General features: G+C 59.0%; 21 protein-coding genes. 14 read left to right on the top strand and 7 right to left on the bottom strand.

Annotated features, from left to right (window positions below; all coding sequences use genetic code 11):
• Positions 1-56: 56 nt before the first annotated feature.
• Positions 57-1055, bottom strand: a complete 999-nt coding sequence (gene fbp, locus USF70_RS17190; RefSeq protein ID WP_023310178.1) for a class 1 fructose-bisphosphatase — start codon at positions 1053-1055, stop codon at positions 57-59.
• Positions 1056-1252: 197 nt separating this feature from the next.
• Here fbp and mpl point away from each other — a divergent pair, with 197 nt between their 5' ends.
• Positions 1253-2632, top strand: coding sequence for a UDP-N-acetylmuramate:L-alanyl-gamma-D-glutamyl-meso-diaminopimelate ligase (gene mpl, locus USF70_RS17185; protein WP_029739256.1), 1380 nt, complete (start codon positions 1253-1255; stop codon positions 2630-2632).
• Positions 2633-2708: 76 nt separating this feature from the next.
• Here the strand turns inward: mpl and yjgA are convergent, their stop codons facing one another.
• The gene (gene yjgA / locus USF70_RS17180) at positions 2709-3260 is read right to left on the bottom strand and encodes a ribosome biogenesis factor YjgA (RefSeq protein WP_029739257.1); all 552 of its coding nucleotides are present in this window, start codon (positions 3258-3260) and stop codon (positions 2709-2711) included.
• Positions 3261-3355: 95 nt separating this feature from the next.
• Between yjgA and pmbA the strand changes: the two genes are divergently transcribed.
• The 12 genes from pmbA (at position 3356) to USF70_RS17120 (ending at position 14115) form a co-directional block, all read left to right on the top strand.
• Entirely contained in the window at positions 3356-4708 is a 1353-nt protein-coding gene (gene pmbA / locus USF70_RS17175; protein ID WP_023310180.1) for a metalloprotease PmbA, read from the top strand.
• Positions 4709-4749: 41 nt separating this feature from the next.
• Positions 4750-5136 carry a cytochrome b562 gene (gene cybC / locus USF70_RS17170; RefSeq protein ID WP_008501412.1) on the top strand — a complete coding sequence of 129 codons (387 nt, stop codon included), beginning with the start codon at positions 4750-4752 and terminating at the stop codon, positions 5134-5136.
• 315 nt (positions 5137-5451) lie between these two features.
• Complete coding sequence (locus USF70_RS17165) at positions 5452-5790, top strand: glycine dehydrogenase (RefSeq protein ID WP_155739949.1); 339 nt, start codon at positions 5452-5454, stop codon at positions 5788-5790.
• Positions 5791-5800: 10 nt separating this feature from the next.
• The gene (locus USF70_RS17160; RefSeq protein ID WP_023293430.1) at positions 5801-6163 is read left to right on the top strand and encodes an SFCGS family glycine-rich protein; all 363 of its coding nucleotides are present in this window, start codon (positions 5801-5803) and stop codon (positions 6161-6163) included.
• A gap of 2 nt (positions 6164-6165) precedes the next feature.
• Positions 6166-6465 (top strand): DUF4312 family protein, encoded by a 300-nt coding sequence (locus tag USF70_RS17155; RefSeq protein WP_006810338.1) that lies wholly within the window; start codon positions 6166-6168, stop codon positions 6463-6465.
• Positions 6466-6487: 22 nt separating this feature from the next.
• Positions 6488-7264 (top strand): DUF4311 domain-containing protein, encoded by a 777-nt coding sequence (locus tag USF70_RS17150; protein WP_023310182.1) that lies wholly within the window; start codon positions 6488-6490, stop codon positions 7262-7264.
• 13 nt (positions 7265-7277) lie between these two features.
• The gene (locus USF70_RS17145) at positions 7278-7919 is read left to right on the top strand and encodes a DUF4310 family protein (protein ID WP_023310183.1); all 642 of its coding nucleotides are present in this window, start codon (positions 7278-7280) and stop codon (positions 7917-7919) included.
• A 42-nt stretch (positions 7920-7961) separates the two neighbouring features.
• A complete protein-coding gene (locus tag USF70_RS17140; protein WP_320735850.1) occupies positions 7962-9095 on the top strand; it encodes an amidohydrolase/deacetylase family metallohydrolase in 1134 nt (377 codons plus the stop codon).
• Positions 9079-10197, top strand: coding sequence for a DgaE family pyridoxal phosphate-dependent ammonia lyase (locus tag USF70_RS17135; RefSeq protein WP_193138800.1), 1119 nt, complete (start codon positions 9079-9081; stop codon positions 10195-10197). Before USF70_RS17140 ends, USF70_RS17135 begins: the two co-directional genes overlap by 17 nt.
• Positions 10194-10934, top strand: coding sequence for a 2-dehydro-3-deoxy-phosphogluconate aldolase (dagF, locus tag USF70_RS17130; RefSeq protein ID WP_033144496.1), 741 nt, complete (start codon positions 10194-10196; stop codon positions 10932-10934). The genes USF70_RS17135 and dagF overlap by 4 nt, the downstream gene beginning before the upstream one ends.
• Positions 10935-11048: 114 nt before the next feature.
• A complete protein-coding gene (locus tag USF70_RS17125) occupies positions 11049-12185 on the top strand; it encodes a lactonase family protein (RefSeq protein ID WP_320735849.1) in 1137 nt (378 codons plus the stop codon).
• Between the two features lie 19 nt (positions 12186-12204).
• Positions 12205-14115 carry a BglG family transcription antiterminator gene (locus tag USF70_RS17120; RefSeq protein ID WP_048980700.1) on the top strand — a complete coding sequence of 637 codons (1911 nt, stop codon included), beginning with the start codon at positions 12205-12207 and terminating at the stop codon, positions 14113-14115.
• Positions 14116-14147: 32 nt separating this feature from the next.
• Here USF70_RS17120 and nrdG read toward each other — a convergent pair whose 3' ends face one another.
• From nrdG to treR, 5 genes are all read right to left on the bottom strand, one after another.
• Positions 14148-14612, bottom strand: a complete 465-nt coding sequence (nrdG, locus tag USF70_RS17115; protein WP_320735848.1) for an anaerobic ribonucleoside-triphosphate reductase-activating protein — start codon at positions 14610-14612, stop codon at positions 14148-14150.
• Between the two features lie 128 nt (positions 14613-14740).
• Entirely contained in the window at positions 14741-16879 is a 2139-nt protein-coding gene (gene nrdD / locus USF70_RS17110; protein ID WP_032662478.1) for an anaerobic ribonucleoside-triphosphate reductase, read from the bottom strand.
• Positions 16880-17255: 376 nt separating this feature from the next.
• On the bottom strand, positions 17256-18899 hold the full coding sequence (gene treC, locus USF70_RS17105) for an alpha,alpha-phosphotrehalase (protein WP_087823533.1): 1644 nt from the start codon (positions 18897-18899) through the stop codon (positions 17256-17258).
• A 51-nt stretch (positions 18900-18950) separates the two neighbouring features.
• Complete coding sequence (gene treB, locus USF70_RS17100) at positions 18951-20369, bottom strand: PTS trehalose transporter subunit IIBC (RefSeq protein ID WP_029739268.1); 1419 nt, start codon at positions 20367-20369, stop codon at positions 18951-18953.
• Positions 20370-20498: 129 nt separating this feature from the next.
• Positions 20499-21446 carry a trehalose operon repressor TreR gene (gene treR / locus USF70_RS17095; RefSeq protein ID WP_023310194.1) on the bottom strand — a complete coding sequence of 316 codons (948 nt, stop codon included), beginning with the start codon at positions 21444-21446 and terminating at the stop codon, positions 20499-20501.
• A gap of 388 nt (positions 21447-21834) precedes the next feature.
• Here treR and mgtA point away from each other — a divergent pair, with 388 nt between their 5' ends.
• Positions 21835-24543, top strand: a complete 2709-nt coding sequence (mgtA, locus tag USF70_RS17090; protein WP_320735847.1) for a magnesium-translocating P-type ATPase — start codon at positions 21835-21837, stop codon at positions 24541-24543.
• Positions 24544-24592: the final 49 nt, after the last annotated feature.

Genomic DNA, 24592 nt, shown 5'->3' with positions numbered 1-24592 from the left:
ACGGTAAAACATATAAATGACCAGGGGAGCCAGAACGGCTCCCCTGTAGAGAGGCATTACGCGTCCGGATACTCACGGATAAAACGTTCAACGTCTTCAACCATGTGGTTGTTGCCGACGAAGAATGAACGGCGCTGGTGAAGGCTTTCCGGCACGATATCCAGAATACGCTCTTTACCGTCGCTCGCCTTGCCGCCCGCCTGTTCGGCGAGGAACGCCATCGGGTTGCACTCGTACAGCAGGCGCAGCTTCCCGTCCGGGTGGCTGGCGGTGCTTGGGTAGAGGTAGATACCGCCTTTCAGCAGGTTACGGTGGAAATCCGCGACCAGAGAGCCAATATAGCGTGACGTGTACGGGCGCTGGGTCGCTTTATCTTCTTCCTGGCAGAATTTAATGTACTTCTTCACGCCGTTCGGGAAGCGGATGTAGTTGCCTTCGTTGATGGAGTAGGTGTTGCCCTTCTCCGGGAAGCGCATGCGTTCCTGGCTCAGGCAGAAAACGCCCAGTGAAGGATCGTACGTAAAGGCGTGAACTCCGCAGCCGGTGGTGTACACCAGCATGGTGGAGGAGCCATAAACGACGTAACCGGCAGCAACCTGGTTAATGCCCGGCTGCAGGAAATCTTCTTCGGTCACCGGCGTGCCAACAGGCGTGACGCGGCGGTAGATGGAGAAAATGGTACCGACAGAAACGTTAACGTCGATGTTTGAGGAGCCGTCGAGCGGATCCATCAGAACAACGTATTTAGCGTGTTCACACCCTTCGAAAACAACAATTTCATCTTCTTCTTCAGAGGCGATACCCGCAACGATGTCGCGCGCGCGCAGTGCAGCTTTCAATTTTTCATTTGCGAACAGATCGAGCTTCTGTTGAACCTCGCCCTGAACGTTCTCGGCACCGCTGGCACCCAGGATATCGACCAGACCGGCCTTGTTGATATCGCGGTGGATGATCTTAGCGCCCAGCTTTATTGCCGACAGCAAAGCAGTGAGTTCACCGGTAGCATGAGAGAACTCGTGCTGCTTTTCGACAATAAATTCACCTAACGTTTTCATAACACTTTCCCTGCATCTTTGTGAGTAGAGCGATTGTATGTTCACTAAAACGACTAAAGCCCAACAATCTTAACAAACATTCAAATATTAGCGCAGAGGTGAATCGCGCCAGCAACATACGGATTTACCTGAAATGCGTTTCACAGCCGCTAACATGTGAGTAAAATGTGCGCCACATTGAAGAAGGATAGTGACGTATGCGCATTCATATATTGGGGATTTGTGGCACTTTCATGGGCGGACTGGCAATGCTGGCGCGCTCGCTGGGCCATGAAGTGACAGGTTCGGACGCCAATGTGTATCCGCCAATGAGCACACTTCTGGAGAAACAGGGCATCTCGTTAATTCAGGGCTACGATGCCAGCCAGCTGGATCCCGAGCCGGACCTGGTGATCATCGGCAACGCCATGACCCGCGGCAATCCGTGCGTCGAGGCGGTTCTGGAACGCAATATTCCGTTCATGTCCGGCCCGCAGTGGCTGCATGACTTCGTCCTGCGCGACCGCTGGGTGGTTGCCGTTGCCGGTACCCATGGCAAAACCACGACCGCGGGCATGGCGACCTGGATCCTCGAAGCCTGCGGCTACAAGCCGGGCTTCGTGATTGGCGGCGTACCGGGTAATTTCGACGTTTCTGCGCGTCTGGGTGACAGCCCGTTCTTCGTGATCGAAGCCGACGAATACGACTGCGCGTTCTTCGACAAGCGCTCCAAGTTCGTGCATTACTGCCCGCGCACGCTGATCCTCAACAACCTTGAGTTCGACCACGCGGATATTTTTGACGACCTGAAAGCGATCCAGAAACAGTTCCACCACCTGGTGCGCATTGTTCCGGGCCAGGGGCGCATCATCCTGCCGGAGAACGACATCAACCTGAAGCAGACGATGGCGATGGGCTGCTGGAGCGAGCAGGAGCTGGTGGGCGAGCAGGGCCACTGGCAGGCGAAGAAACTCAACGCCGATGCCTCCGAGTGGGAGGTGCTGCTCGACGGTGAAAAAGTGGGTGAGGTGAAGTGGGGCCTGGTGGGTGAGCACAACATGCACAACGGCCTGATGGCTATTGCTGCGGCGCGTCACGTGGGCGTACTGCCTGCGGATGCGGCCAATGCGCTGGGCTCGTTCATTAACGCCCGTCGCCGTCTGGAACTGCGCGGTGAAGCCCACGGCGTTACCGTGTATGACGATTTCGCGCACCACCCAACGGCCATTCTGGCAACGCTTGCCGCCCTGCGCGGCAAGGTCGGCGGGACAGCCCGCATCCTCGCGGTGCTGGAACCGCGCTCGAACACCATGAAGATGGGCATCTGCAAAGATGATCTCGCGCCGTCGTTAGGACGTGCCGATGAGGTCTTCCTGCTGCAGCCGCAGCATATTCCGTGGCAGGTGGCCGAAGTGGCCGATGCCTGCATTCAGCCTGCGCACTGGAGCGCGGATGTGGATGCGCTCGCGGATATGGTGGTGAAAGCCGCTCAGCCTGGCGATCACATTCTGGTGATGAGCAACGGCGGTTTTGGTGGGATCCATCAGAAGCTGCTGGACGGTCTGGCGAAGAAAGCGGAAGCGGCAGCCGCAGAGTAAAAAAAAGCCCGGTGGCGCTTGCGCTTACCGGGCCTATATTCTTTCCTCCCTCGCCCTCCGGGGAGGGGGGAACTGATTACTCTTCGTTCTCAGACAGCTCGCGCAGATACTGGAAAATCAGGCGCGCAGACTTCGGCGGCTTATTCCCTTCTTTCTCTTTCTGCGCGTTGCGGATCAAGGAACGCAGCTGCTGGCGGTCGGCATCCGGCCACAGGTTCAGCACTTCCGGTACGGCATCATCACCCTGTTCAATCAGGCGATCGCGGATCTGCTCAAGCTTATGGAAAAACGCAACCTGCTGGTTGTGGCGGTTTTTCAGCTTGTCCAGCGCCTGGCGGATCGGATCGACGTCGCGCTGACGCAGCATTTTCCCGATAAGCTGAAGCTGGCGACGACGGCCTTCTTTCTTGATTTTCTGTGCCAGTTCAATGGCATCACGCAGATCCTGGTCGAGCGGGATCTTGTCCAGCGCGTTTTTACCCAGTTCTACCATTTCTGCGCCAAGCTGTTTTAACTCTTCGGCGTCACGTTTAATTTCACTTTTACTGACCCAGATGATCTCATCATCTTCGTCTTCGATGTCATCACCGGGAACGTCGTCGAGCCAGTCTTCGGGCTGCTTAGTCATGTCAGGCTCCTTAAAAAAAGAGGCTAATGTTACCAGTTAAGACGCGCACTGAAAAACGGTTCTCTGTTAGACTTCAGATAACTCTCTCTTACAGTATGGCATTTGCGATGAAAGTAACCTCACAAGTTGAAGCGCAGCGTAAGATTCTTGAAGAAGCCGTCTCCACCGCGCTGATGCTTGCTTCAGAAAAATCAGATGGCGCCGAAGTGGCGGTCAGCAAAACCACCGGCATCAGCGTGAGCACCCGCTATGGTGAAGTGGAGAACGTAGAATTCAACAGCGATGGCGCGCTTGGGATCACGGTGTATCACCAGAATCGCAAAGGCAGCGCGTCATCTACCGATCTCAGCCCGGATGCCATTGCCCGTACGGTGCAGGCGGCGCTGGATATCGCCCGTTATACCTCTCCGGATCCTTACGCAGGCGTGGCGGATAAAGACCTGCTGGCGTTTGACGCGCCGGATCTCGATCTTTTCCACCCGGCGGAAGTAACCCCGGACGAAGCGATCGAACTCGCCGCGCGCGCCGAGCAGGCTTCCCTGCAGGCCGATAAGCGCATCACCAATACCGAAGGCGGCAGCTTCAACAGCCATTACGGCATCAAAGTCTTCGGCAACAGCCACGGCATGCTACAGGGCTACTGCTCTACCCGTCATTCGCTCTCCAGCTGCGTGATCGCTGAAGAGAACGGTGACATGGAGCGTGACTACGCCTATACCATTGGCCGCGCGCTGGGGGATTTGCAGTCTCCTGAGTGGGTGGGTAAAGAGTGTGCCGAACGCACGCTGTCACGCCTGTCGCCGCGCAAACTCTCCACCATGAAGGCCCCGGTTATTTTTGCCAACGAAGTGGCGACCGGTCTGTTTGGCCATCTGGTGGGCGCTATCGCAGGCGGCTCGGTTTACCGTAAATCGACCTTCCTGCTCGACTCGCTGGGCAAGCAGATCCTGCCGGAATGGCTCACCATTGAAGAACATCCGCACCTGCTGAAAGGGCTGGCCTCCACGCCGTTCGACAGTGAAGGCGTGCGCACCGAACGTCGCGATATCATCAAAGACGGTATTCTGACCCAGTGGCTGCTGACCAACTACTCCGCGCGCAAGCTGGGGCTGAAAAGCACCGGACACGCTGGCGGCATCCACAACTGGCGCATTGCCGGACAGGGCCTGAACTTTGAGCAGATGCTGAAAGAGATGGGCACCGGTCTGGTGGTCACCGAGCTGATGGGCCAGGGCGTAAGCGGCATCACCGGAGACTACTCGCGCGGCGCGGCGGGCTTCTGGGTGGAAAACGGCGAAATCCAGTATCCGGTGAGCGAAATTACCATCGCTGGAAATTTGAAGGACATGTGGCGCAATATCGTTACGGTCGGTAACGATATTGAAACACGTAGCAATATACAGTGTGGTTCTGTACTTCTGCCGGAAATGAAAATCGCCGGTCAGTAATACCCGTAAAGGCGTTTTAATAATAAAAAAGGAAGTGAGCAATGCGTAAACATCTGTTAGCGATCGTCGCGGCTTCAACGCTGGTTCTTGGCTCTTCTGCGTTTGCTGCCGATCTTGAAGACGACATGGGCATCCTCGGTCAAAACCTGAAGGTGGTGCAGAAAACCGACAATGCGGCTGAAATGAAAGACGCGCTGACCAAAATGCGTGAAGCGGCGCTGGACGCACAAAAAGCGACGCCTCCGAAGCTGGAAAGCAAAGCAGCAGACAGCGCAGAGATGAAAGACTACCGCCACGGCTTTGACGTGCTGGTCGGCCAGATCGACGGCGCGCTGAAGCTGGCTAACGAAGGCAAAGTGAAGGAAGCCCAGGCGGCGGCCGAGCAGTTTGTGACGACCCGTAACACCTATCACAAGAAATACCGTTAACCGATCGCGCATCTGACAAACAACCAGCGGGGGCCAGCGGCCCCCGTTTTTTTTATGCGGTAATAAGTAAACCCTATCGCCATCACATTTTTGCGTCACCGCGCCTGAACGTTTCGTTTCCCCGGCGCGCGTTTTGCCGCTGGAATACGTGATATTCATCACGCAAATACCGTCATTAATTCAGATTCACCGCATTTATGTGGCACAGATCACTGCTGCGGCTCGCCTTTCCACTTCGAAGTGGAAAACAACTCGCTACAAACAATTCCCCCCCAACGTTAGTTTTATTCCAGAGCCATTAACGGGGTAAGACCAGTGATTAACGGAGCGGTAATGAACGACGTTGGGGAACAGGCAGAGCAAACAGAACAGCTCGCGAACACCATGCTGCAGCAGGTTTATGCCCTGCTGGGCCGAAACAACATCATCCCCAATGCGGTACAGGAGCAGATGCTCACCTCCCACGTGCGCGCAATGGCGCACCGGTCCGTGACCGGCGAGCCGCTGCCGGAGGTTGAAGCAGAGCTGTTTGACGAAATTTCACCGGATTCAATGCGGCTCGCCCGTGAAGTGGTCGCGCAGTTTGGCAATCTTCCTGATGAAGAAGCCTGGCTGCTCTCCGTTCACTTTGAAGTCGCGAAAGACAACCTTTAAGGAGCAACACATGGAACAGATTACAGTCGTGATTGGCGATCGCCTGGGTAAAGGTCAGAAAGTGGCTGCCGGTGTGGAAAAAGCAGGTGGACGCGCGGTGGTCGTACCGGGCATGGCGGCGGACATGAAGCTCGGCGACGTGATGAAAGCGGAAAACGCCACCTTCGGCATCTCCTTCTGCGGCAGCGGCGGCGCGGGTGCCATCACTGCCCAAACCAAATATGGCTACAAGGCCAAATATGGCATGCGTTCCGTGGAAGAGGGCGTGACCGCCATCAACGAAGGCTGCAACGTGCTGGGCTTCGGCTTTATGGATAAAGAAGAGCTGGGCGAGCGTCTGGTGCAGGCGTGGCAAAAGAAATACGGCGCATAAGCATGAAAGAACAGTTCACAACCACGGTGAGAGTGAAGGGAAAAGGCGACGCCAAAGCGCGCGCCTTTGCCGACGCGCTCAACCACGTTCAGGCCGCGGTGATGAAAGCCTCACCGCATATCTTACTGCGTATTGAGCCACAGGATGTGCAGGTCGTTCAGGCGCAAGAAGCGGTGCGAAAAGAAGCGTTTCTGTTCTTCTTTCTGCGCCGGGAAAGACGCACCTACAGCGTGGAGCTGGATGTGACCGTCAACGTGACCGCTATCAATCTTGACCAGGTGGATTTCGTCACGCAACGCTGATTATTCATAAAAGGGCAGACTGATGTTCTTAATTATATTAATAAAATCGCTCATCATTGGCGGCCTGGTTGGCGTCGGTGTTGGCGCCGGGGCTGCACGCATGTTTCATGCGCCTACCACTCAGGGTATGGGCGCGTTTCGTACGTTGGGGGAACTGAACTCCTGCGAAGGGGATCCGGCGTCCCACTTCTCCTTTGGGTTAGGTTTCTTCTTTAACGCCTGGGCCTCTTCCGTGGCCGCAGGGGCTTTCACACAGGACGTTGACCACCGCATCATCCCGAACTGGGGTGCTGCTGCACTGATGATCAAAAACCGTAACGTCGGCGAAACGCTGCACGACCCGCGCAAAATGGCGATTGCCTGCGGCGTGATTGGCATGCTCGTCGTCACCTTCCTGAACCTGACCGCCTCCTCCGTTCCGGCAGCGCTTCAGGTCACCGCCGTGAAGGTTCTGGTACCGGCGGCGAATCTGCTGGTGAACACCGTGATGCCGGTGATCTTCTGGCTGGCAGCCATCGATGCGGGTAAAAAATCGGGCTTCTGGGCCACCATCTTTGGCGGCGCGGCGCAGCTGATTATGGGGAACGCCGTACCGGGCCTGGTGCTGGGGATCCTGATCGGTAAAGGCGTGGAAGAGAGCGGCTGGAACCACGTCACCAAAGTGATGATGGCGGCGATCGTCCTGCTCTTCGTGCTGAGCGGCTTCTTCCGCGGCTTCGACATGAAGATGATCGAATCCTTCCATCTGACCGTGCCGAACTGGCTCGACATGATCCACAACTCGCTCAGCGGTAAATAACAGGAGCCTCTAAATGGAACAGAATAAAGGTTTTTGGTATGCCGACTGGTCGTTCCCGATCTTCGTTGGCCTGCTCTCCTCCGGCGTTTTCGCCGGGACGCACATGTACTACCTCTACGGCATCGGCGCGTTTAACGAAGTGGCCTTCGTGGCGATGCTGAAAGCGGGGATCGATACCGGCGTTTACGGCGCGGTGGCGGCGTTCGGCGCGAGCTTCCTGTTCGCCCGCATTATCGAAGGGTCGCTGGTGGGTATTCTCGACATCGGCGGCGCGATCCAGACCGGCGTGGGCCTCGGGGTTCCTGCGCTGCTGCTGGGCGCGGGCATCATGTTCCCGGTGACCAACTTCATTGCCGCGCTGATTACCGGCCTGGTGATTGGTCTGGCGATTGGCTACGTCATTATCCTGGCGCGTAAGTTCACCATCAACCAGAGCAACTCCACCTACGGTGCAGACGTGATGATGGGCGCGGGTAACGCCTCCGGCCGCTTCCTCGGGCCGTTGATTATCCTCAGCGCCATGACCGCCTCCATTCCTATCGGCGTCGGCTCCCTGCTGGGTGCGCTGGTGTTCTACATCTGGCAGAAGCCGATCACCGGTGGCGCGATCCTCGGCGCAATGCTGTTGGGCTGGCTGTTCCCGGTCGCCCTTTAATACCCGCGGGCGCTCAGGCGCCCGCCTTATCAGGAGATCCTCATGTTTGATTTACTCCTGCGCCGTGCGCGCCTTGCCGACGATACCCTGACCGATATCGCCATTCAGGACGGGAAGATCGCGGCGCTGGGCGAGATTAACGCCCCCGCGCATAAAACGGTTGAGCTGAACGGCGACGTGTTCGTCAGCGCAGGCTGGATTGACTCCCACGTTCACTGCTACCCGAACTCCCCGATTTACCACGACGAGCCGGACAGCGTGGGCATTGCTACCGGCGTCACCTCCGTGGTGGACGCGGGCAGTACCGGCGCCGACGACGTGGACGACTTCTATGACATCACCCGCAGGGCCTCCACCGAGGTGTTTGCCCTGCTGAACATCTCCCGCGTGGGGCTGATTGCCCAGAACGAACTGGCCAACATGGCGAATATTGACGCCGACGCGGTGAAGCTGGCGGTGAAGCGCCACCCTGATTTTATCGTCGGCCTGAAGGCGCGCATGAGCAGCAGCGTGGTCGGTGAAAACGGCATCACGCCGCTGGAGCGGGCGAAAGCCATTCAGAAAGAGAACGGCGACCTGCCGCTGATGGTGCACATCGGCAACAACCCGCCGAACCTCGACGAAATTGCCGAACTGCTGAGCTCCGGCGACATTATCACCCACTGCTATAACGGCAAACCCAACCGCATTCTGACGCCCTCCGGCGAGCTGCGCGCCTCCATCACCTCCGCCCTGAAGCGCGGCGTGCGCCTGGACGTCGGCCACGGCACGGCGAGCTTCAGCTTTGAGGTGGCGAAACGCGCCATCGCGATGGGCATTCTGCCGCACACCATCAGCTCGGATATCTACTGCCGCAATCGCATCAACGGCCCGGTGGGCTCGCTGGCAAGCGTGATGTCGAAGTTTCTCGCCATCGGCATGTCCTTGCCGCAGGTGATTGACTGCGTGACCGCCAACGCCGCCGACGGCCTGCGCCTGGCGCGCAAAGGCCGCATTCAGCCGGGTCTCGACGCCGACCTGACGCTGTTTACGCTCAAACGCCAGCCGACGGTGCTGACGGATGCCGAAAACGACAGCCTGCAGGCTGAACACATTCTGTTGCCGCTTGCCGCGATCCGCGCGGGCAAGGGCTATATGACCGAACAAGGGAGCACGGAACATGCCTTCGATTTATGAGAAGTACCATTTAAAGCAGGTTATCAACACCTCTGGCCGCATGACGGCGCTGGGCGTCTCCACGCCGCGCCCGGAAGTGGTGCAGGCGGCGATGGACGGCATGAATCACTATTTCGAGATGAAGGATCTGGTCAACAAAACCGGGGAATACATCGCGAAGCTGCTGGATGTGGAAGGCGCGACGGTGGTCTCCTGCGCGTCGGCGGGCATAGCCCAGTCCGTGGCGGCGGTGCTGGTCAAAGACAGCGACTGGCTGCTGGAAAACCTGCACGTGACCCCGATTGAGAACAACGAAATCGTCCTGCCGAAAGGCCACAACGTGAACTTTGGCGCGCCGGTGGGCACCATGGTGGCGCTGGGCGGCGGCAAGCTGGTGGAGGCGGGCTACGCCAACGAATGCTCCGCCGAACAGCTGGCGGCGGCGATCACCCCGCGCACGGCGGCGATCCTCTACATCAAATCGCACCACTGCGTGCAGAAAAGCATGCTCAGCGTCGAGCAGGCGGCGGTGGTGGCGCGCAAGCACGATCTCCCGCTGATCGTCGATGCGGCGGCGGAAGAAGATCTTCATGCGTACTACCGCTCCGGCGCGGACCTGGTGATCTACAGCGGCGCGAAGGCGATTGAAGGCCCAACCAGCGGGCTGGTGATCGGCAAAACCCAGTACGTTGAGTGGGTGAAGCGCCAGACGGCGGGCATTGGCCGCGCGATGAAGGTGGGCAAAGAGGGCATTCTTGGCCTGACCTGCGCCATCGAACACTACCTGACGGCGACCAAAGAGAGCGGGGCCGAGATGGTGGCGAAGATGACGCCGTTTATCGAGGCGCTCAACACCCTGAACGGCGTGACCGCGCGCGTGGTCTGGGACAGCGCCGGTCGCGATATCGCGCGCACCGAGATTAAGTTTGACGAAGCCGCAACGGGCGTCGGCACGGGCGATCTGGTGGCGAAGCTCAAGCAGGGCGAATATGCCATTTACTTCCGTGGCTACAAGGCCAACGAAGGGATTATCGAGGCGGACGTGCGCAGCGTGAATGCTGACCAGCTGAACATCGTGTACCGCCGCATTAGCGAAGTATTAGGACAGGAGAAAAAAGCATGAAACTGACCCCCAACTTTTACCGTGACCGCGTCTGCCTGAACGTGCTGGCAGGATCGAAAGCCAACGCCAGCGCCATTTACGAGGCGGCGGAAGGTCACGTGCTGGTGGGCGTGCTCTCCAAAAATTACCCGGACGTGGCGAGCGCCGTTGCCGATATGCGTGAATATGCCGCGCTGATCGATAACGCACTCTCCGTCGGCCTCGGCGCGGGGGATCCGAACCAGTCGGCGATGGTGAGCGAGATCTCCCGTCAGGTGCAGCCGCAGCACGTCAACCAGGTCTTCACCGGCGTGGCCACCAGCCGCGCGCTGCTGGGGCAGAATGAGTCGGTGGTCAACGGCCTGGTCTCTCCGACCGGCACCGTCGGGATGGTCAAAATTTCCACCGGACCGCTGAGCAGCAACGCACCGGACGGCATCGTACCGGTTGAAACCGCGATTGCCCTGCTGAAGGATTTCGGCGGCAGCTCCATCAAATACTTCCCGATGGGCGGCCTCAAGTGCCGTGACGAGTACAACGCGGTGGCGGAAGCCTGCGCCCGTCACGACTTCTGGCTGGAGCCGACCGGAGGTATCGATCTGGAAAACTATGAGGAGATCCTGCAGATCGCCCTCGACGCGGGCGTGAGCAAAATCATCCCGCATATCTACAGCTCAATTATCGACAAAGCCAGCGGCGACACGCGCCCGGAAGACGTGCGTACGCTGCTTGCGATGACGAAGAAGCTGGTGAAGTAGTATCTGCCCTCACCCTAACCCTCTCCCAAAGGGAGAGGGAACTTTTACCCCCTCTCCCTTTGGGAGAGGGCCGGGGTGAGGGAAAACAAACCGCACAAACCTGAAGGAGCCACCATGCACACCCGTACCCTGCTTGTTGCTTCACTCTCAATGCTCGCCACCGCCGCTATCGCCCAGCCACAGTACGCCTGGGTGGGCACCTACAACCCCAACGGCGAAGGGCTGTACCGCTTTACCGTTGACCCGCAAAGCGGCGCGCTGGCGAATAAAACGCTGGTGAGCAGGCTGCCGAACGCCGCGCAGCTGGCCGTCTCACGCGATGGCAAAACGCTCTATCTGGCAAGCGAAGTGGAGCAGGGCGTGGTGCAGGCGCTGCGGGTGGGGGATAACGGCCAGCTGAGCGAGCTGAATCAGGTGGCCTCCGGCGGCGCGGGGCCGGTTTACCTGTCGCTGACGCCGAACGGTCGCCATCTTCTGGTGGCAAACTACGTCAGCGGATCTATCGCAGTGCTACCCGTTAAAGCAGACGGCAGCCTGGGTGAGGCGACGGACACTCATCAGGATCAGGGCGAGCCGGGCGCGGCGAAGCCGGAAGCGGCAGCGGAGGGCAGCTTTGCCATCAGCGATCATAACGGCCCCCACGCGCACATGATCGCCGCCGATCCGAGCGGGAAATACGTCTTTTCCACCGATCTTGGGCTGGATCGCCTCTACCAGTACCGTTTTGACGATCGAACAGGGAAGCTGACGCCGAACGATCCGCCGTTTATCAGCGCCTCCTCAAAAGGCGCCGGGCCGCGCCACTTTGTCTTTACGCCAAAAGGCGATGCCCTGTGGCTGATTAACGAAGAGGCGTCTACGCTCACCCATTATACCGTGAGCGCCAACGGCACCCTGAAAGAGGGCAAAACGCTCTCAGCCCTGCCGGAAGGTTACAAAGGCACCAGCTTTGCTGCCGGGCTCGCATTAAGCGCCGACGGTAAACAGCTGTATGTGGCTAACCGTTTGCATAACAGCATCGGGCACTTTACCGTAACAGCGGAGGGCACGCTGACGCATCAGGACGACGTGTGGACGCGCGGCGACTACCCGCGCACCCTGACGCTCGATAAGCAGGGACGCTGGCTGTACGTCATGAACCAGCGCAGCGACAACATCACCCGTTTCCGCGTGGCGCAGGACGGGAAATTAAGCTTCGAGCCGGACTATACCCCGGTCGGCAGCCCATCCCAGATGGTCATTTCACCTTAAGCTGTAAGAGGACAAGCCCGTGCGATTTCCGAACCAACGTTTAGCGCAACTGTTCGATCTGTTGCAAAACGAGACGCTGCCGCAGGACGAGCTGGCGCAGCGGCTGTCGGTCTCCACGCGAACCGTCCGTGCCGATATCACCGCCCTGAACGCGCTGCTGGCAGGCCACGGCGCGCAGTTTATATTGAGCCGGGGCAATGGCTACCAGCTCAAAATTGATGATGCCCAGCGCTACCAGCAGCTGCAGGCATCCCACCCGCGCGCGCTGCGTATTCCCCGGACCGGGCCGGAGCGCGTGCACTATCTGGTGGTGCGTTTTCTGACTTCGGCATTTTCTCTTAAGCTGGAGGATCTGGCGGACGAGTGGTTCGTCAGCCGCGCTACGCTACAGAGCGACATGGCCGAAGTCCGCGAGTGGTTCCACCGCTATAACCTGACGCTGGAAACGCGTCCGCGCCACGGGATGAAGCTGTTTGGCAGCGAGATGTCGACCCGCGCCTGCCTGACCGATCTGCTCTGGGAGCTTGCGCAGCAGGACAGCCTGAACCCGCTGGTGACCGACGTGGCGCTGAATGCAGGCGTGGCGGAGCAGATGGTGCCCGTGCTGCACGAGGCGCTGACGCGTCATCACATCCGTCTGACCGATGAAGGCGAGCTGTTCCTGCGCCTGTACTGCGCGGTGTCGGTGCGGCGCATCAGCGAGGGCTATCCGCTGCCGGAATTCCACGCCGAAGACGTGGAAGAGAACGTGCGCGAGGCGGCGAAGGATATCGCCGTCACTATCCAGCAGCTGGCGGGCAAAGCGCTTTCACCTTCGGAGGAGAGCTGGCTGTGCGTGCACATTGCGGCGCGGCAGATCCAGGAGATTGCCCCGAGCGCCATTAACGCGGATGACGACGAAGCGCTGGTCAACTACATCCTGCGCTACATCAACACCCACTATAACTACAACCTGCTCAGCGACGCGCAGCTGCACGCGGACCTGCTCACGCACATCAAAACCATGATCACCCGCGTGCGGTATCAAATCATGATCCCCAATCCGCTGCTGGATAACATCAAGCAGCACTACCCGATGGCGTGGGACATGACCCTCGCGGCGGTGTCGAGCTGGGGAAAATACACGCCGTATGTGATCAGCGAAAACGAAATCGGCTTCCTGGTGCTGCATATCGGCGTCGGGCTGGAGCGCCATTACAACATCGGCTACCAGCGCCAGCCGCGGGTGCTGCTGGTATGCGACGCCGGGAATGCTATGGTCCGCATGATCGAGGCGGTGCTCCAGCGCAAGTACCCGCAGATTGAGGTGGCCCGCACGCTCACCCTGCGCGAGTACGAGCTGGCGGATTCCATCGGCGAGGACTTTGTCATTTCCACCGCCCGCGTGAGCGAAAAATCTAAACCGGTGGTGATGATCGCCCCGTTCCCGACCGATTACCAGTTAGAACAGATCGGCAAGCTGGTGCTGGTGGACCGCACCCGCCCGTGGATGCTGGATAAATACTTCGACGCGGCCCATTTCCGCATTATCGACAAGCCCGTTGACCAGCAAACGCTGTTCCGTGAACTGTGCGCGCAGCTTGAAGGCGAGGGGTTTGTCGGCGCGGAGTTCCTGGATTCTGTCGTCGAGCGTGAAGCCATCGTCAGCACCATGCTCGGCGACGGCATCGCGCTGCCGCACTCCCTCGGCCTTTTAGCGCAGAAAACGGTGGTCTATACCGTGCTCGCCCCGCACGGCGTTCAGTGGGGAGACGAAACCGCGCACGTCATCTTCCTGCTCGCCATCAGCAAAAGCGAATACGAAGAGGCGATGGCGATTTACGATATCTTCGTCACCTTCCTGCGTGAACGGGCGATGTCGCGGCTGTGTGGCTGCGGAGATTTTGCCGAGTTTAAGGCGGTGGCAATGGAGAGTTTGAGCCGGTTTTGAGGTAAGGGCGGACGGATAACATCCGCCTTTTTTCAACGCAGATGATGCACAACCTGGTTGCTGCTGCCGCGCCAGATCAGGGCCGGGTCTTTTAAATCCTGCACGAACTTGCCGTCGACCAGGACGTTAATCAGATCCACTACTTCTCTTTGCTGCGCATTGAGTTCATCCAGCTTATATCCCGTCCAGACCCAAATATCTTTGCCTGCACATTCGCGGCGAATGCGTTTCACCAGCTTCAGGATATCCGGCACGTTTTGCGGGTGCAGGGGGTCGCCGCCGGAGAGGGAAATCCCCTGACGTTTGATGCGCGTGTCGTTCAGGTCGTTGACGATCCGGTCTTCCATTTCGGCGGTGAACGGCATGCCGGAATTTAAGCGCCAGGTGCTTTTGTTATAGCAGCCGGGGCATTCGTGGACGCAGCCTGAGACGTACAGGGTGCAGCGGGTGCCGGGGCCGTTGACGATGTCGACGGGGTAGTATTGATGATATCGCATAGAAAATGTCCAGAGAATTTGTGCGCGCTGATGCCCTCACCCCGACCCTCTCCCACAGGGAGAGGGGGAAGAGTTCCCTCTCCCTTGAGGGAGAGGGGTAGGGTGAGGGGGAGAACCCTGCGCAGAACTTACCCGATCTGCCCATTCCCCAAATGCTTCACGCGACGCTTCACCTCTTCCTGCTTGCCAGCGTTAAACGGACGCGCGTCCGGGCTGCCGAGATAGCCGCACACGCGACGGGTCACGGAGACGCGAGCCGCATCGTGGTTGCCGCATTTCGGGCAGGTAAAGCCTTTGCTCGTACACTCGAACTCACCGGTAAAGCCGCACTCGTAGCACTCGTCGATTGGCGTGTTGGTCCCGTAATACGGCACGTGCTGATAGCTATAATCCCACACGTCTTCCAGCGCCTTCAGGTTGTGCTGAATGTTCGGGTACTCGCCGTAGCAGATGAAGCCGCCGCTGGCGATCGGCGGATAGGCCGCTTCGAAGTCGATCTTGTCGTACGGGTTCACCTTTTTCTCCACGTCGAGGTGGAAGCTGTTGGTGTAATACCCTTTGTCGGTCACGCCTTCCACGATCCCGAATTCGGCGGTATCCAGACGGCAGAAGCGGTCGCACAGGTTCTCGCTCGGCGTGCTGTAGAGGCTAAACCCGTAGCCGGTTTCCTCTTTCCACTGGTCAACCGCGTCGCGCAGGCGCTGAACGATGGCGATGCCTTTCTCACGCAGGGCCTCGCTGTCGTACATATGCGTATCGCCCGCCAGGGCGTTGATGGTCTCGTGAATACCGATATAGCCCAGCGAAATGGACGCGCGACCGTTTTTGAAGATCTCCGACACGTCATCGTCCGCTTTCAGACGTACGCCGCAGGCCCCTTCCATATAGAGGATCGGCGCGACGCGGGCTTTGACCCCTTCAAGGCGCGCGATGCGGGTCATCAGCGCCTTACGCGCCAGCTGCAGGCGCTCGTCCAGCAGCGTCCAGAATTCCGCTTCATTGCCTTTCGCCTCCAGCGCGATGCGCGGCAGGTTCAGGCTGATGACGCCCAGGTTGTTGCGCCCGTCGTGGATCTGCTCGCCGTTTTCATCTTCGTACACGCCGAGGAAGCTGCGGCAGCCCATTGGCGTTTTAAACGAACCGGTCACTTTCACAACCTGGTCGTAATTCAGGATGTCCGGATACATGCGCTTGCTCGCACACTCCAGCGCCAGCTGTTTGATGTCGTAGTTCGGATCGCCAAACTTGTGGTTCAGGCCGTCGCGGATGGCGAACACCAGTTTCGGGAACACCGCCGTTTTGCGGTTCTTGCCGAGACCGGAAATGCGGTTGCGCAGGATGGACTGCTGGATCAGGCGTGATTCCCAGCTGGTGCCCAGCCCAAAGCCGAAGGTCACAAACGGCGTCTGGCCGTTGGCGGTGTGCAGCGTGTTTACCTCATACTCCAGCGACTGGAAGGCGTCGTAGCACTCTTTCTCGGTGCGGGAGTGCGCGTAGCCGTCGGCGTCCGGGATCTGCCACTCTTCGGCCGTTTTACGATGCTTGTTGAAGCTTGCCGTCACGAACGGGGCCAGCACTTCATCAATGCGGTTAATCGTGGTGCCGCCATAAATATGGCTGGCGACCTGAGCGATAATCTGCGCGGTGACGGCGGTGGCCGTGGAGATTGATTTTGGCGGTTCAATCTCGGCGTTACCCATTTTAAAACCGTGGGTCAGCATGCCTTTCAGGTCGATCAGCATGCAGTTGAACATCGGGAAGAACGGCGAATAGTCGAGATCGTGGTAGTGAATTTCACCGCGCTCGTGCGCCGACACCACGTCGCGCGGCAGCAGATGCTGACGGGCATAGTGTTTGGCGACGATACCGGCCAGCAGGTCGCGCTGGGTTGGGATCACTTTACTGTCTTTGTTGGCGTTTTCATTGAGCAGGGCGGAGTTGGTCTGCTCCACCAGGCCACGGATCTCCTGGTTCAGACGACCGCGCTTCTCACGCTGCACGTCACGATCGTGACGGTACTCAATGTAGGCGCGCGCCAGCTGCTTGTAGGGCCCCGCCATCAGCTGGTTCTCAACCGCGGTCTGGATCTCACTGATATCGACCTGGCTGCGTTCGTTCATCTGGCTGCTAACGACTTCTGCGACGGTGGCGCAGTAATCTGCGTCATCGACTCCCGCTGCTTTAGCTGCACGCAGAATGGCTTCCTGGATGCGCTCTGATTTAAACGGCACTTTACAGCCATCACGTTTCATCACATGCGGTGTCATGATCACTCCATTTTTTGAAAACAGGTTATCCACAGAGGTGGAGAAGTCATAACCGGGCATATTCCCCGCCGGGCCAAAGACTTCCCGCGTTCCCTGCTCGTGTTATCCACAATTCCGGCCAGCGTAAGCGCCGTCTTGTTGTTGGAATAGTAGACGATAAATACAAGATGTTGGGTCGGCGTGCATTTTAAGTGCTACATATAGTGATTTGCATCAAACATGTTTGCGATTTATTTGATGCAGAACAAAGTAAAAAGACGAGAGTACAAACGACGGGCGCTTCAGCGATTGTAAAGGCGCGAGAGAAAAATCTGATTATTTACTCAACAAAAACAGTAAAGTAAGCCGGGTGCTGAGCCGCACCCGGTAGAGAGAATTACTGCTGCAACCACCAGACGGCTTCAAACGGACGCAGCGACGTCGTTTGCGGTGCCGGGTAGTTACTCATCACCACCTGCGACCTATCGCTGAGAGCGTCTGTCTGCCATTCCTGCGGCGTATTACTCAGGTTCGCCGCCACCATCAGCGTCTGCCCCTGCCACTGACGACGGTAGCACCAAAGAGAAGGATGTTCCGGCAGAAGATCCTCATAATCTCCCCACGTCAGCACCGGCAGGGTTTTACGCAGGCCGATCAGCGACCGATAGGTGTAGAACACCGAATCCGGGTCGTCGAGCGCGGCGCGGGCGTTCACCGTCTCGTAATTGTCGCAGACGCCAATCCACGGCTCGCCCTCGGTAAAGCCCGCATTGTGCGAAGCGTCCCACTGCATTGGGGTTCGCCCGTTATCGCGGGACTTACTCGCCAGAATCGCCAGTAGTTCATCCGGTTCGCGGCCGTTGGCGCGCAGTTCGGCGAACATGTTCAGGCTTTCCACGTCGCGATAGTCGGTGATGCGGCTGAAGTGCGGGTTGGTCATACCCAGCTCTTCGCCCTGATAGATATACGGCGTGCCCTGCATGCCGTGCAGCACCATGCCGAGCATCTTCGCGGCCTGAACGCGGTATTCCCCTTCGTCACCAAAGCGCGACACGATGCGCGGCTGATCGTGGTTACACCAGAACAGCGCGTTCCACGCCCTGTTGTGCATCCCCTGCTGCCAGTGGCGGAAGAGGGTTTTCAGCGCCACGAAGTCCGGCTTCGCCTTCGTCCATTTTTCTCCGCCGGGGTAGTCCACCTTCAGGTGGTGGAAGTTAAAGGTCATCGACAGCTCGCGTCCGTCGAGCGAGGCGTACTGCTGGCAGTTCTCCAGCGAGGTCGAGGACATCTCGCCCACCGTCATCAGGTTGCGCGGGGTGAAGACGTCGCGGCTCATCTCCTGCAGATATTCGTGAACGCGCGGCCCGTCGGTGTAGAAGCGGCGGCCGTCTCCGGTGTTGTCGTCCGGGAAATCCTGATCTTTCGAAATCAGGTTAATCACGTCGAGACGCAAGCCGTCGACGCCGCGATCGGCCCAGAACTCGCACACCTTTTTCAGCTCGGCGCGCACTTCTGGGTTCTCCCAGTTGAGATCCGCCTGCTCCGGGGCGAACAGATGCAGGTAATACTGCTCGCTCTCGGCGTGCCAGCGCCAGGCGTTGCCGCCAAACTTGGATCGCCAGTTGTTGGGAAGCTGCTCCGGCGTGCCGTCGCGCCAGATGTAGAACTGGCGGTACGGGCTCTCTTTGTTCAGCGACTCGCGGAACCAGGCGTGCTGCGTGGAGGTGTGGTTAAACACCATGTCCAGCACGATGCGGATGCCGCGCTCGTGCGCCCGGGCAACCAGCTCGTCGAAATCATCCAGCGTGCCGTAAGCCGGGTCGATGGCGGTGTAATTCGCCACGTCGTAGCCGTTATCCACCTGCGGGGAGATATAAAACGGCGTCAGCCAGATGGCGTCGATGCCGAGGGTTTTCAGGTAGTCCAGCCGCTGCGTCACGCCGCGCAGATCGCCGGTGCCGCTGCCGGTGGTATCCTGGAAACTCTTTGGGTAAATCTGATAGATGACGCCGTTCTGCCACCAGTGAGGAAGGGTATTCATAATGCGTTCCTGCAAATGCGAAGGGGCGCAACTGCGCCCCGAAAGAAGAAGTTAAACAATCTGCAGCGAGCCCTGACGGAACTTACGCTGGTAAACCACGGTGGTGAGCGCCATAGGGACGATGATCGCGATGGCCATCGCCAGGGCAAACACCTGCCAGTAAGCCGGCTGGATGGAGAGAATGCCCGGCAGGCCGCCGACGCCAATCCCGTTCGCCATCACGCCGTTCAGACCGCACACCAGGCCCGCCAGACCGGAACCGATCATCGCGCAGAGCATCGGGAAGCGGTATTTCAGGTTGATACCGTACATCGCCGGTTCGGTGACGCCGAGGTAAGCAGAGATGGCTGCCGGAACGGAGATCTCACGCTCGTTGTGCTTGCGGCTGACGATGATGATGCCGGTAACCGCCGACGCCTGTGCAATGTTAGACAGGGCGATAATCGGCCAGACCGGCGTGCCGCCGAGGCTCTGGATCATCTGCATGTCGATAGCCAGCGTGGTCTGGTGCACGCCGGTGATCACCAGCGGGGCGTACAGGAAGCCAAACAGCGCGGCTCCAATCGGCGCGAAGCTGCCGGTCATCAGGTGACGCACCGCGAAGGCCACGCCGTCGCCGATCATGCGGCCAAACGGACCGATAAAGGCGTGCGCCAGGAACACCGCCAGGATCAGCGAGCAGACCGGCACCACCACCAGATAGAGATAATCCGGCACGATGCGCTTCAGGCGCGTTTCAATAAAGCCCAGCGCCAGACCGGCCAGTAATGCCGGAATGACCTGCGCCTGATAGCCCACTTTGGCGATGGTAAACAGGCCGAAGTTCCACACCTCAGGCACCTGCTGACCAAGTAAGTAAGCGTTCATTAACTGTGGAGAGACCAGCGTGACGCCCAGCACGATACCGAGAATCGGCGTGCCGCCCATCTTGCGCACCGCGGACCAGCAAATCCCGACCGGCAGATAGAAGAAGATCGCCTCGCCAATCAGCCACAGGAAATCGTAAACGGTTTTCAGCGCCGGATACATCTGCGCCAGGGTTTTGCCGTCGCTCATCGGCACATCACCGATGACGTTACGGAAGCCTAAGATTAAGCCCCCGCTGATCAGCGCGGGCAGCAGCGGGAAGAAAATTTCCGCGAAGTGGGAAATCAGCTGCTCGTGCCACTTCATATTCTGGCGCGCGGCCTTCTTCGCCTGCTCTTTATCGGCAGAAGAGTGCCCGGTTGTCGCCAGCAGAGCCTGATAGTAATCGCCCACTTCGGTACCAATAACGACCTGGAACTGCCCGGCGTTGGTGAAGCAGCCTTTGACCATGGAAAGTTCTTCAATGGCCTTCGGGTTGGCTTTGGCCGGATCGTTCAGCACGAAGCGCAGGCGGGTAATGCAATGGCTGACGGTAGCGATGTTTTCGCGTCCGCCGACCAGGACGATCAGCCGATCGATATCTGCTTGTTTGACTTTACTCATCATGAAACCTCATGACAGATGGTGAGGGGGTGTAATGACCTGAGCGCAAGCCTACTCCTTCAGCGTGACGGCGAAAACGGGAACGTTCCCGAAATCAGGCGAAGATCACAATAATCTGTTTTAGAGGGGTTACGAAAGGTGAGCGGGAATGACGATCTGACGAGGCTCTGAACGCCCGTTTATCTGCTCGATAAGCTGTGCTGCGGCCTGTCTGCCGGACTCGGCGTAGCCCGGATCGACGGTGATGATCTCCGGGTGCAGGAACTTCATCAGCGGCGTGCTGCCGACGCTCGCCACCTGCAGATTATCGATGCGCTGCTCCTGCAGATATTTGCTGGCACCCAGCGCCAGGGTATCCGTGGCGCACACCAGCGCCGTGGTCTGCGGCGTAAGAACGCTGGCGACCTGCTCGTAGCCCTGCTTCATGCCCAGCCCCGGCAGGGAGGCCACGGCGGAGAGGTTGTGCTTTTTGCAAAAGGCCAGATAGGCCTCATGACGGCGCTTGCCGGTGGTGACGTCCGCGTGCGGGACGCCGAGGAAGCTGATGTGACGATGGCCCTCGTCAAACAGGCGCTGCATCAGGGTGATAATCGCGCCCTCGTCGTCGTAGCAGACGGAGGCAAACCCGTGTGCATCGCGCGCCAGCAGCACCAGCGAAGGCTGCCAGGGTTTCAGCATCTCGTCCTTAATGCCGGTAAAACCGAACAGCACCACGCCATCAATGTTGCGCCGCTGGAGCATCCCCAGATGCTCTTCAACCAGCTGCACAGAGAACTGGCTCTCCATCATGATCGGATCATACCCCTGCTCATAGAAGGCGGGCAGCATGGTCTGCACGGCGAGATTTTCAGACAGAGAGTCCAGACGCGAAACAATGATGGCGACGACTTTGTCACTCTGCCCGCGCATGGCGCGCGCGGAGCGGGAAGGGGAAAAACCGTGCTGATTCATGACCGCCTCAACGCGCTCGCGGGTGCGTTCGCTGACGCCGCTTTCGTTGTTCAGCACGCGTGAGACGGTCGATTTCCCCACGCCGCTTAAACGCGCGATGTCTTTAATCGTAAGGCGGTTCTGCATGCTGTATTCCCTGTAACAACGACGATGTAGTGAATTGAGCCTAATGCTATAGCGCGATTTCGCTATGGGCAAAGTCTGGTTTACGTTCGGTTTATTTGCAGGGGGGTATAATACCGCCCGAATCGTCATAAAGGGTACGCTTAAATCCTTATACTGCGCGGCGACACCCTGTTTTTTTACTTACCGGAGGCTTCATGGATCCCGATCCCACACCTCTCCTGAACGGGAGAATGCGTTCTTTCCGGTAAGCCAGCTTTTGCTGTCTCACCGGCGTGAGGCAGCAACGTCTTAAACGTTCCTGCTTGAAAAATTGAGTGCCTCTCAGGTACGGCTTTGCCACGCCTGAAGGAATTGCTGCGTCCGCCCAGGCGGATGCGGAGGAATGACTATGTTTAAAAATATCACCCGGCAGCTGCAGGCGCTGCTGAGCCGCCACCTGCCACACCGTCTTGTTCAGCGCGACCCGCTGCCAAACGCCAAAAACATGGCGGGGGCGGCGATCCCCGCGTCCCTGACCGAACGCTGCCTGAACGTGGCGGCAATGGATGAAAACGAAGTCTGGCGCGCGTTCGGCGGACACCCGGAAGGGCTAAACGCGGCCGAAGTGGAAAAAATCCGCGCCGTGCACGGCGATAACCAGATCCCGGCGCAAAAGCCGTCTCCGTGGTGGGTGCACCTGTGGCTCTGCTACCGCAATCCGTTCAACCTGCTGCTGACCGTGCTCGGCCTCATCTCCTACGCGACGGAAGATCTGTTTGCCGCAGGGGTGATTGCCCTGATGGTGGGTATCTCCACGCTGCTGAACTTTATTCAGGAAGCCCGCTCCACCAAAGCGGCGGACGCCCTGAAGGCGATGGTCAGCAACACCGCGACCGTCTCGCGCGTGATTAACGATCTCGGCGAAAACGCCTGGGTGGAGCTGCCGATCGACCAACTGGTGCCGGGCGATCTGGTGAAGCTGGCCGCGGGGGACATGATCCCGGCGGATTTACGCATCATCCAGGCGCGCGATCTGTTCGTCACCCAGGCCTCCCTGACCGGGGAATCCCTGCCCGTAGAAAAGGTAGCGCGCAGCCGCGACCCGCAGCAGATGAATCCGCTTGAATGCGATACCCTGTGCTTTATGGGCACCACGGTGGTCAGCGGTACGGCGCAGGCGATTGTCACCGCCACCGGGGGCAACACCTGGTTTGGTCAGCTTGCCGGGCGCGTCAGCGAGCAGGAGAGCGAGCCAAACGCCTTTCAGAAAGGGATTGGCCGCGTCAGCATGCTGCTGATCCGCTTTATGATGGTGATGACGCCGATCGTGCTGCTGATCAACGGCTACACCAAAGGCGACTGGTGGGAAGCGGCCCTGTTCGCGCTCTCCGTGGCCGTTGGCCTGACGCCGGAAATGCTGCCGATGATCGTCACCTCCACGTTGGCGCGCGGGGCGGTGAAGCTCTCTAAACAGAAAGTGATCGTTAAACACCTCGACGCCATTCAAAACTTTGGCGCGATGGACATCCTCTGCACCGATAAAACCGGCACCCTGACGCAGGACAAAATCGTGCTGGAGAACCACACCGATATCTCCGGCAAAACCAGCGAGCGCGTCCTGCACAGCGCGTGGCTGAACAGCCATTACCAGACCGGGCTGAAAAACCTGCTCGACGTCGCGGTGCTGGAAGGGGTGGATGAGGAATCCGCCCGCACGCTCTCCGGGCGCTGGCAGAAGGTGGATGAGATCCCGTTCGACTTCGAGCGCCGCCGCATGTCGGTGGTGGTGAGCGAGCAGACGGACGTGCATCAGCTGATCTGCAAAGGGGCGCTGCAGGAGATCCTCAACGTGTCGACGCAGGTTCGCTATAACGGCGACATCGTGCCGCTGGACGACACCATGCTGCGCCGCATCAAGCGCGTCACCGACAACCTGAACCGTCAGGGGCTGCGCGTGGTGGCGGTCGCGAGCAAGTTCCTGCCCGCGCGCGAGGGTGACTATCAGCGTATCGATGAATCCGATCTGATCCTCGAGGGTTACATCGCCTTCCTCGATCCGCCGAAAGAGACCACCGCGCCGGCGCTGAAAGCGCTGAAGGCGAGCGGTATTACCGTCAAAATTCTCACCGGCGACAGCGAGCTGGTGGCGGCCAAAGTGTGCCATGAAGTAGGGCTGGACGCGGGCGACGTGGTAGTGGGGAGCGATATTGAGCACCTGTCCGACGATGAGCTGGCGAAGCTTGCCCGACGTACCACGCTGTTTGCCCGCCTGACGCCGATGCACAAAGAGCGCATCGTCACCCTGCTTAAGCGCGAAGGGCACGTGGTGGGCTTTATGGGCGACGGCATCAACGACGCGCCCGCGCTGCGTGCGGCGGACATCGGTATCTCCGTCGATGGTGCGGTGGATATCGCCCGCGAGGCGGCGGATATTATTCTGCTGGAAAAGAGCCTGATGGTGCTGGAGGAGGGCGTGATCGAAGGGCGCCGCACCTTCGCCAATATGCTCAAGTACATCAAAATGACCGCCAGCTCCAACTTCGGTAACGTCTTCAGCGTGCTGGTGGCGAGCGCGTTTCTGCCGTTCCTGCCGATGCTGCCGCTGCACCTGCTGATCCAGAACCTGATGTACGACGTGTCTCAGGTAGCGATCCCGTTTGATAACGTCGACGATGAGCAGATCCAGAAGCCGCAGCACTGGAACCCGGCGGATCTGGGGCGCTTTATGCTGTTCTTTGGGCCGATCAGCTCCATCTTCGACATCCTGACCTTCTGCCTGATGTGGTTTGTGTTCCACGCCAACACCCCGGAACACCAGACGCTGTTCCAGTCCGGCTGGTTCGTGGTAGGCCTGCTGTCGCAGACGCTGATTGTGCACATGATCCGCACCCGCCGCATTCCGTTTATCCAGAGCCGCGCCGCGTGGCCGCTGATTGTGATGACGGGGATTGTGATGGCGCTCGGCATCGCGCTGCCGTTCTCGCCGCTGGCAGGCTACCTGCAGCTGCAGGCGCTGCCGCTGAGCTACTTCCCGTGGCTGGTGGCGATCCTCGCGGGCTATATGGTGCTGACGCAGATGGTGAAAGGATTCTATGCGCGTCGGTATGGGTGGCAGTAATTTTTTACCCTCACCCTAACCCTCTCCCTGAAAGGGAGAGGGGACCGCT

Source organism: Enterobacter sp. 237C8 (assembly GCF_034106865.1).
GTDB lineage: Bacteria > Pseudomonadota > Gammaproteobacteria > Enterobacterales > Enterobacteriaceae > Enterobacter > Enterobacter asburiae_B.
Note: the sequence above shows the minus strand (reverse complement) of the source record. Positions and strands in the feature narration are given on the sequence as shown.

Excerpts from the sequence above, each read along its gene's own strand:
- fbp (WP_023310178.1), bottom strand. The coding sequence starts at position 1,055 with ATGAAAACGTTAGGTGAATTTATTGTCGAAAAGCAGCACGAGTTCTCT.
- USF70_RS17160 (WP_023293430.1), top strand. The coding sequence starts at position 5,801 with ATGGAACAGATTACAGTCGTGATTGGCGATCGCCTGGGTAAAGGTCAG.
- nrdG (WP_320735848.1), bottom strand. The coding sequence starts at position 14,612 with ATGCGATATCATCAATACTACCCCGTCGACATCGTCAACGGCCCCGGC.
- USF70_RS17140 (WP_320735850.1), top strand. The coding sequence starts at position 7,962 with ATGTTTGATTTACTCCTGCGCCGTGCGCGCCTTGCCGACGATACCCTG.
- treR (WP_023310194.1), bottom strand. The coding sequence starts at position 21,446 with ATGCAGAACCGCCTTACGATTAAAGACATCGCGCGTTTAAGCGGCGTG.
- mgtA (WP_320735847.1), top strand. The coding sequence starts at position 21,835 with ATGTTTAAAAATATCACCCGGCAGCTGCAGGCGCTGCTGAGCCGCCAC.
- dagF (WP_033144496.1), top strand. The coding sequence starts at position 10,194 with ATGAAACTGACCCCCAACTTTTACCGTGACCGCGTCTGCCTGAACGTG.
- USF70_RS17150 (WP_023310182.1), top strand. The coding sequence starts at position 6,488 with ATGTTCTTAATTATATTAATAAAATCGCTCATCATTGGCGGCCTGGTT.
- nrdD (WP_032662478.1), bottom strand. The coding sequence starts at position 16,879 with ATGACACCGCATGTGATGAAACGTGATGGCTGTAAAGTGCCGTTTAAA.
- USF70_RS17125 (WP_320735849.1), top strand. The coding sequence starts at position 11,049 with ATGCACACCCGTACCCTGCTTGTTGCTTCACTCTCAATGCTCGCCACC.
- yjgA (WP_029739257.1), bottom strand. The coding sequence starts at position 3,260 with ATGACTAAGCAGCCCGAAGACTGGCTCGACGACGTTCCCGGTGATGAC.
- treB (WP_029739268.1), bottom strand. The coding sequence starts at position 20,369 with ATGAGTAAAGTCAAACAAGCAGATATCGATCGGCTGATCGTCCTGGTC.
- USF70_RS17155 (WP_006810338.1), top strand. The coding sequence starts at position 6,166 with ATGAAAGAACAGTTCACAACCACGGTGAGAGTGAAGGGAAAAGGCGAC.
- USF70_RS17135 (WP_193138800.1), top strand. The coding sequence starts at position 9,079 with ATGCCTTCGATTTATGAGAAGTACCATTTAAAGCAGGTTATCAACACC.
- pmbA (WP_023310180.1), top strand. The coding sequence starts at position 3,356 with ATGGCATTTGCGATGAAAGTAACCTCACAAGTTGAAGCGCAGCGTAAG.
- treC (WP_087823533.1), bottom strand. The coding sequence starts at position 18,899 with ATGAATACCCTTCCTCACTGGTGGCAGAACGGCGTCATCTATCAGATT.
- USF70_RS17145 (WP_023310183.1), top strand. The coding sequence starts at position 7,278 with ATGGAACAGAATAAAGGTTTTTGGTATGCCGACTGGTCGTTCCCGATC.
- cybC (WP_008501412.1), top strand. The coding sequence starts at position 4,750 with ATGCGTAAACATCTGTTAGCGATCGTCGCGGCTTCAACGCTGGTTCTT.
- mpl (WP_029739256.1), top strand. The coding sequence starts at position 1,253 with ATGCGCATTCATATATTGGGGATTTGTGGCACTTTCATGGGCGGACTG.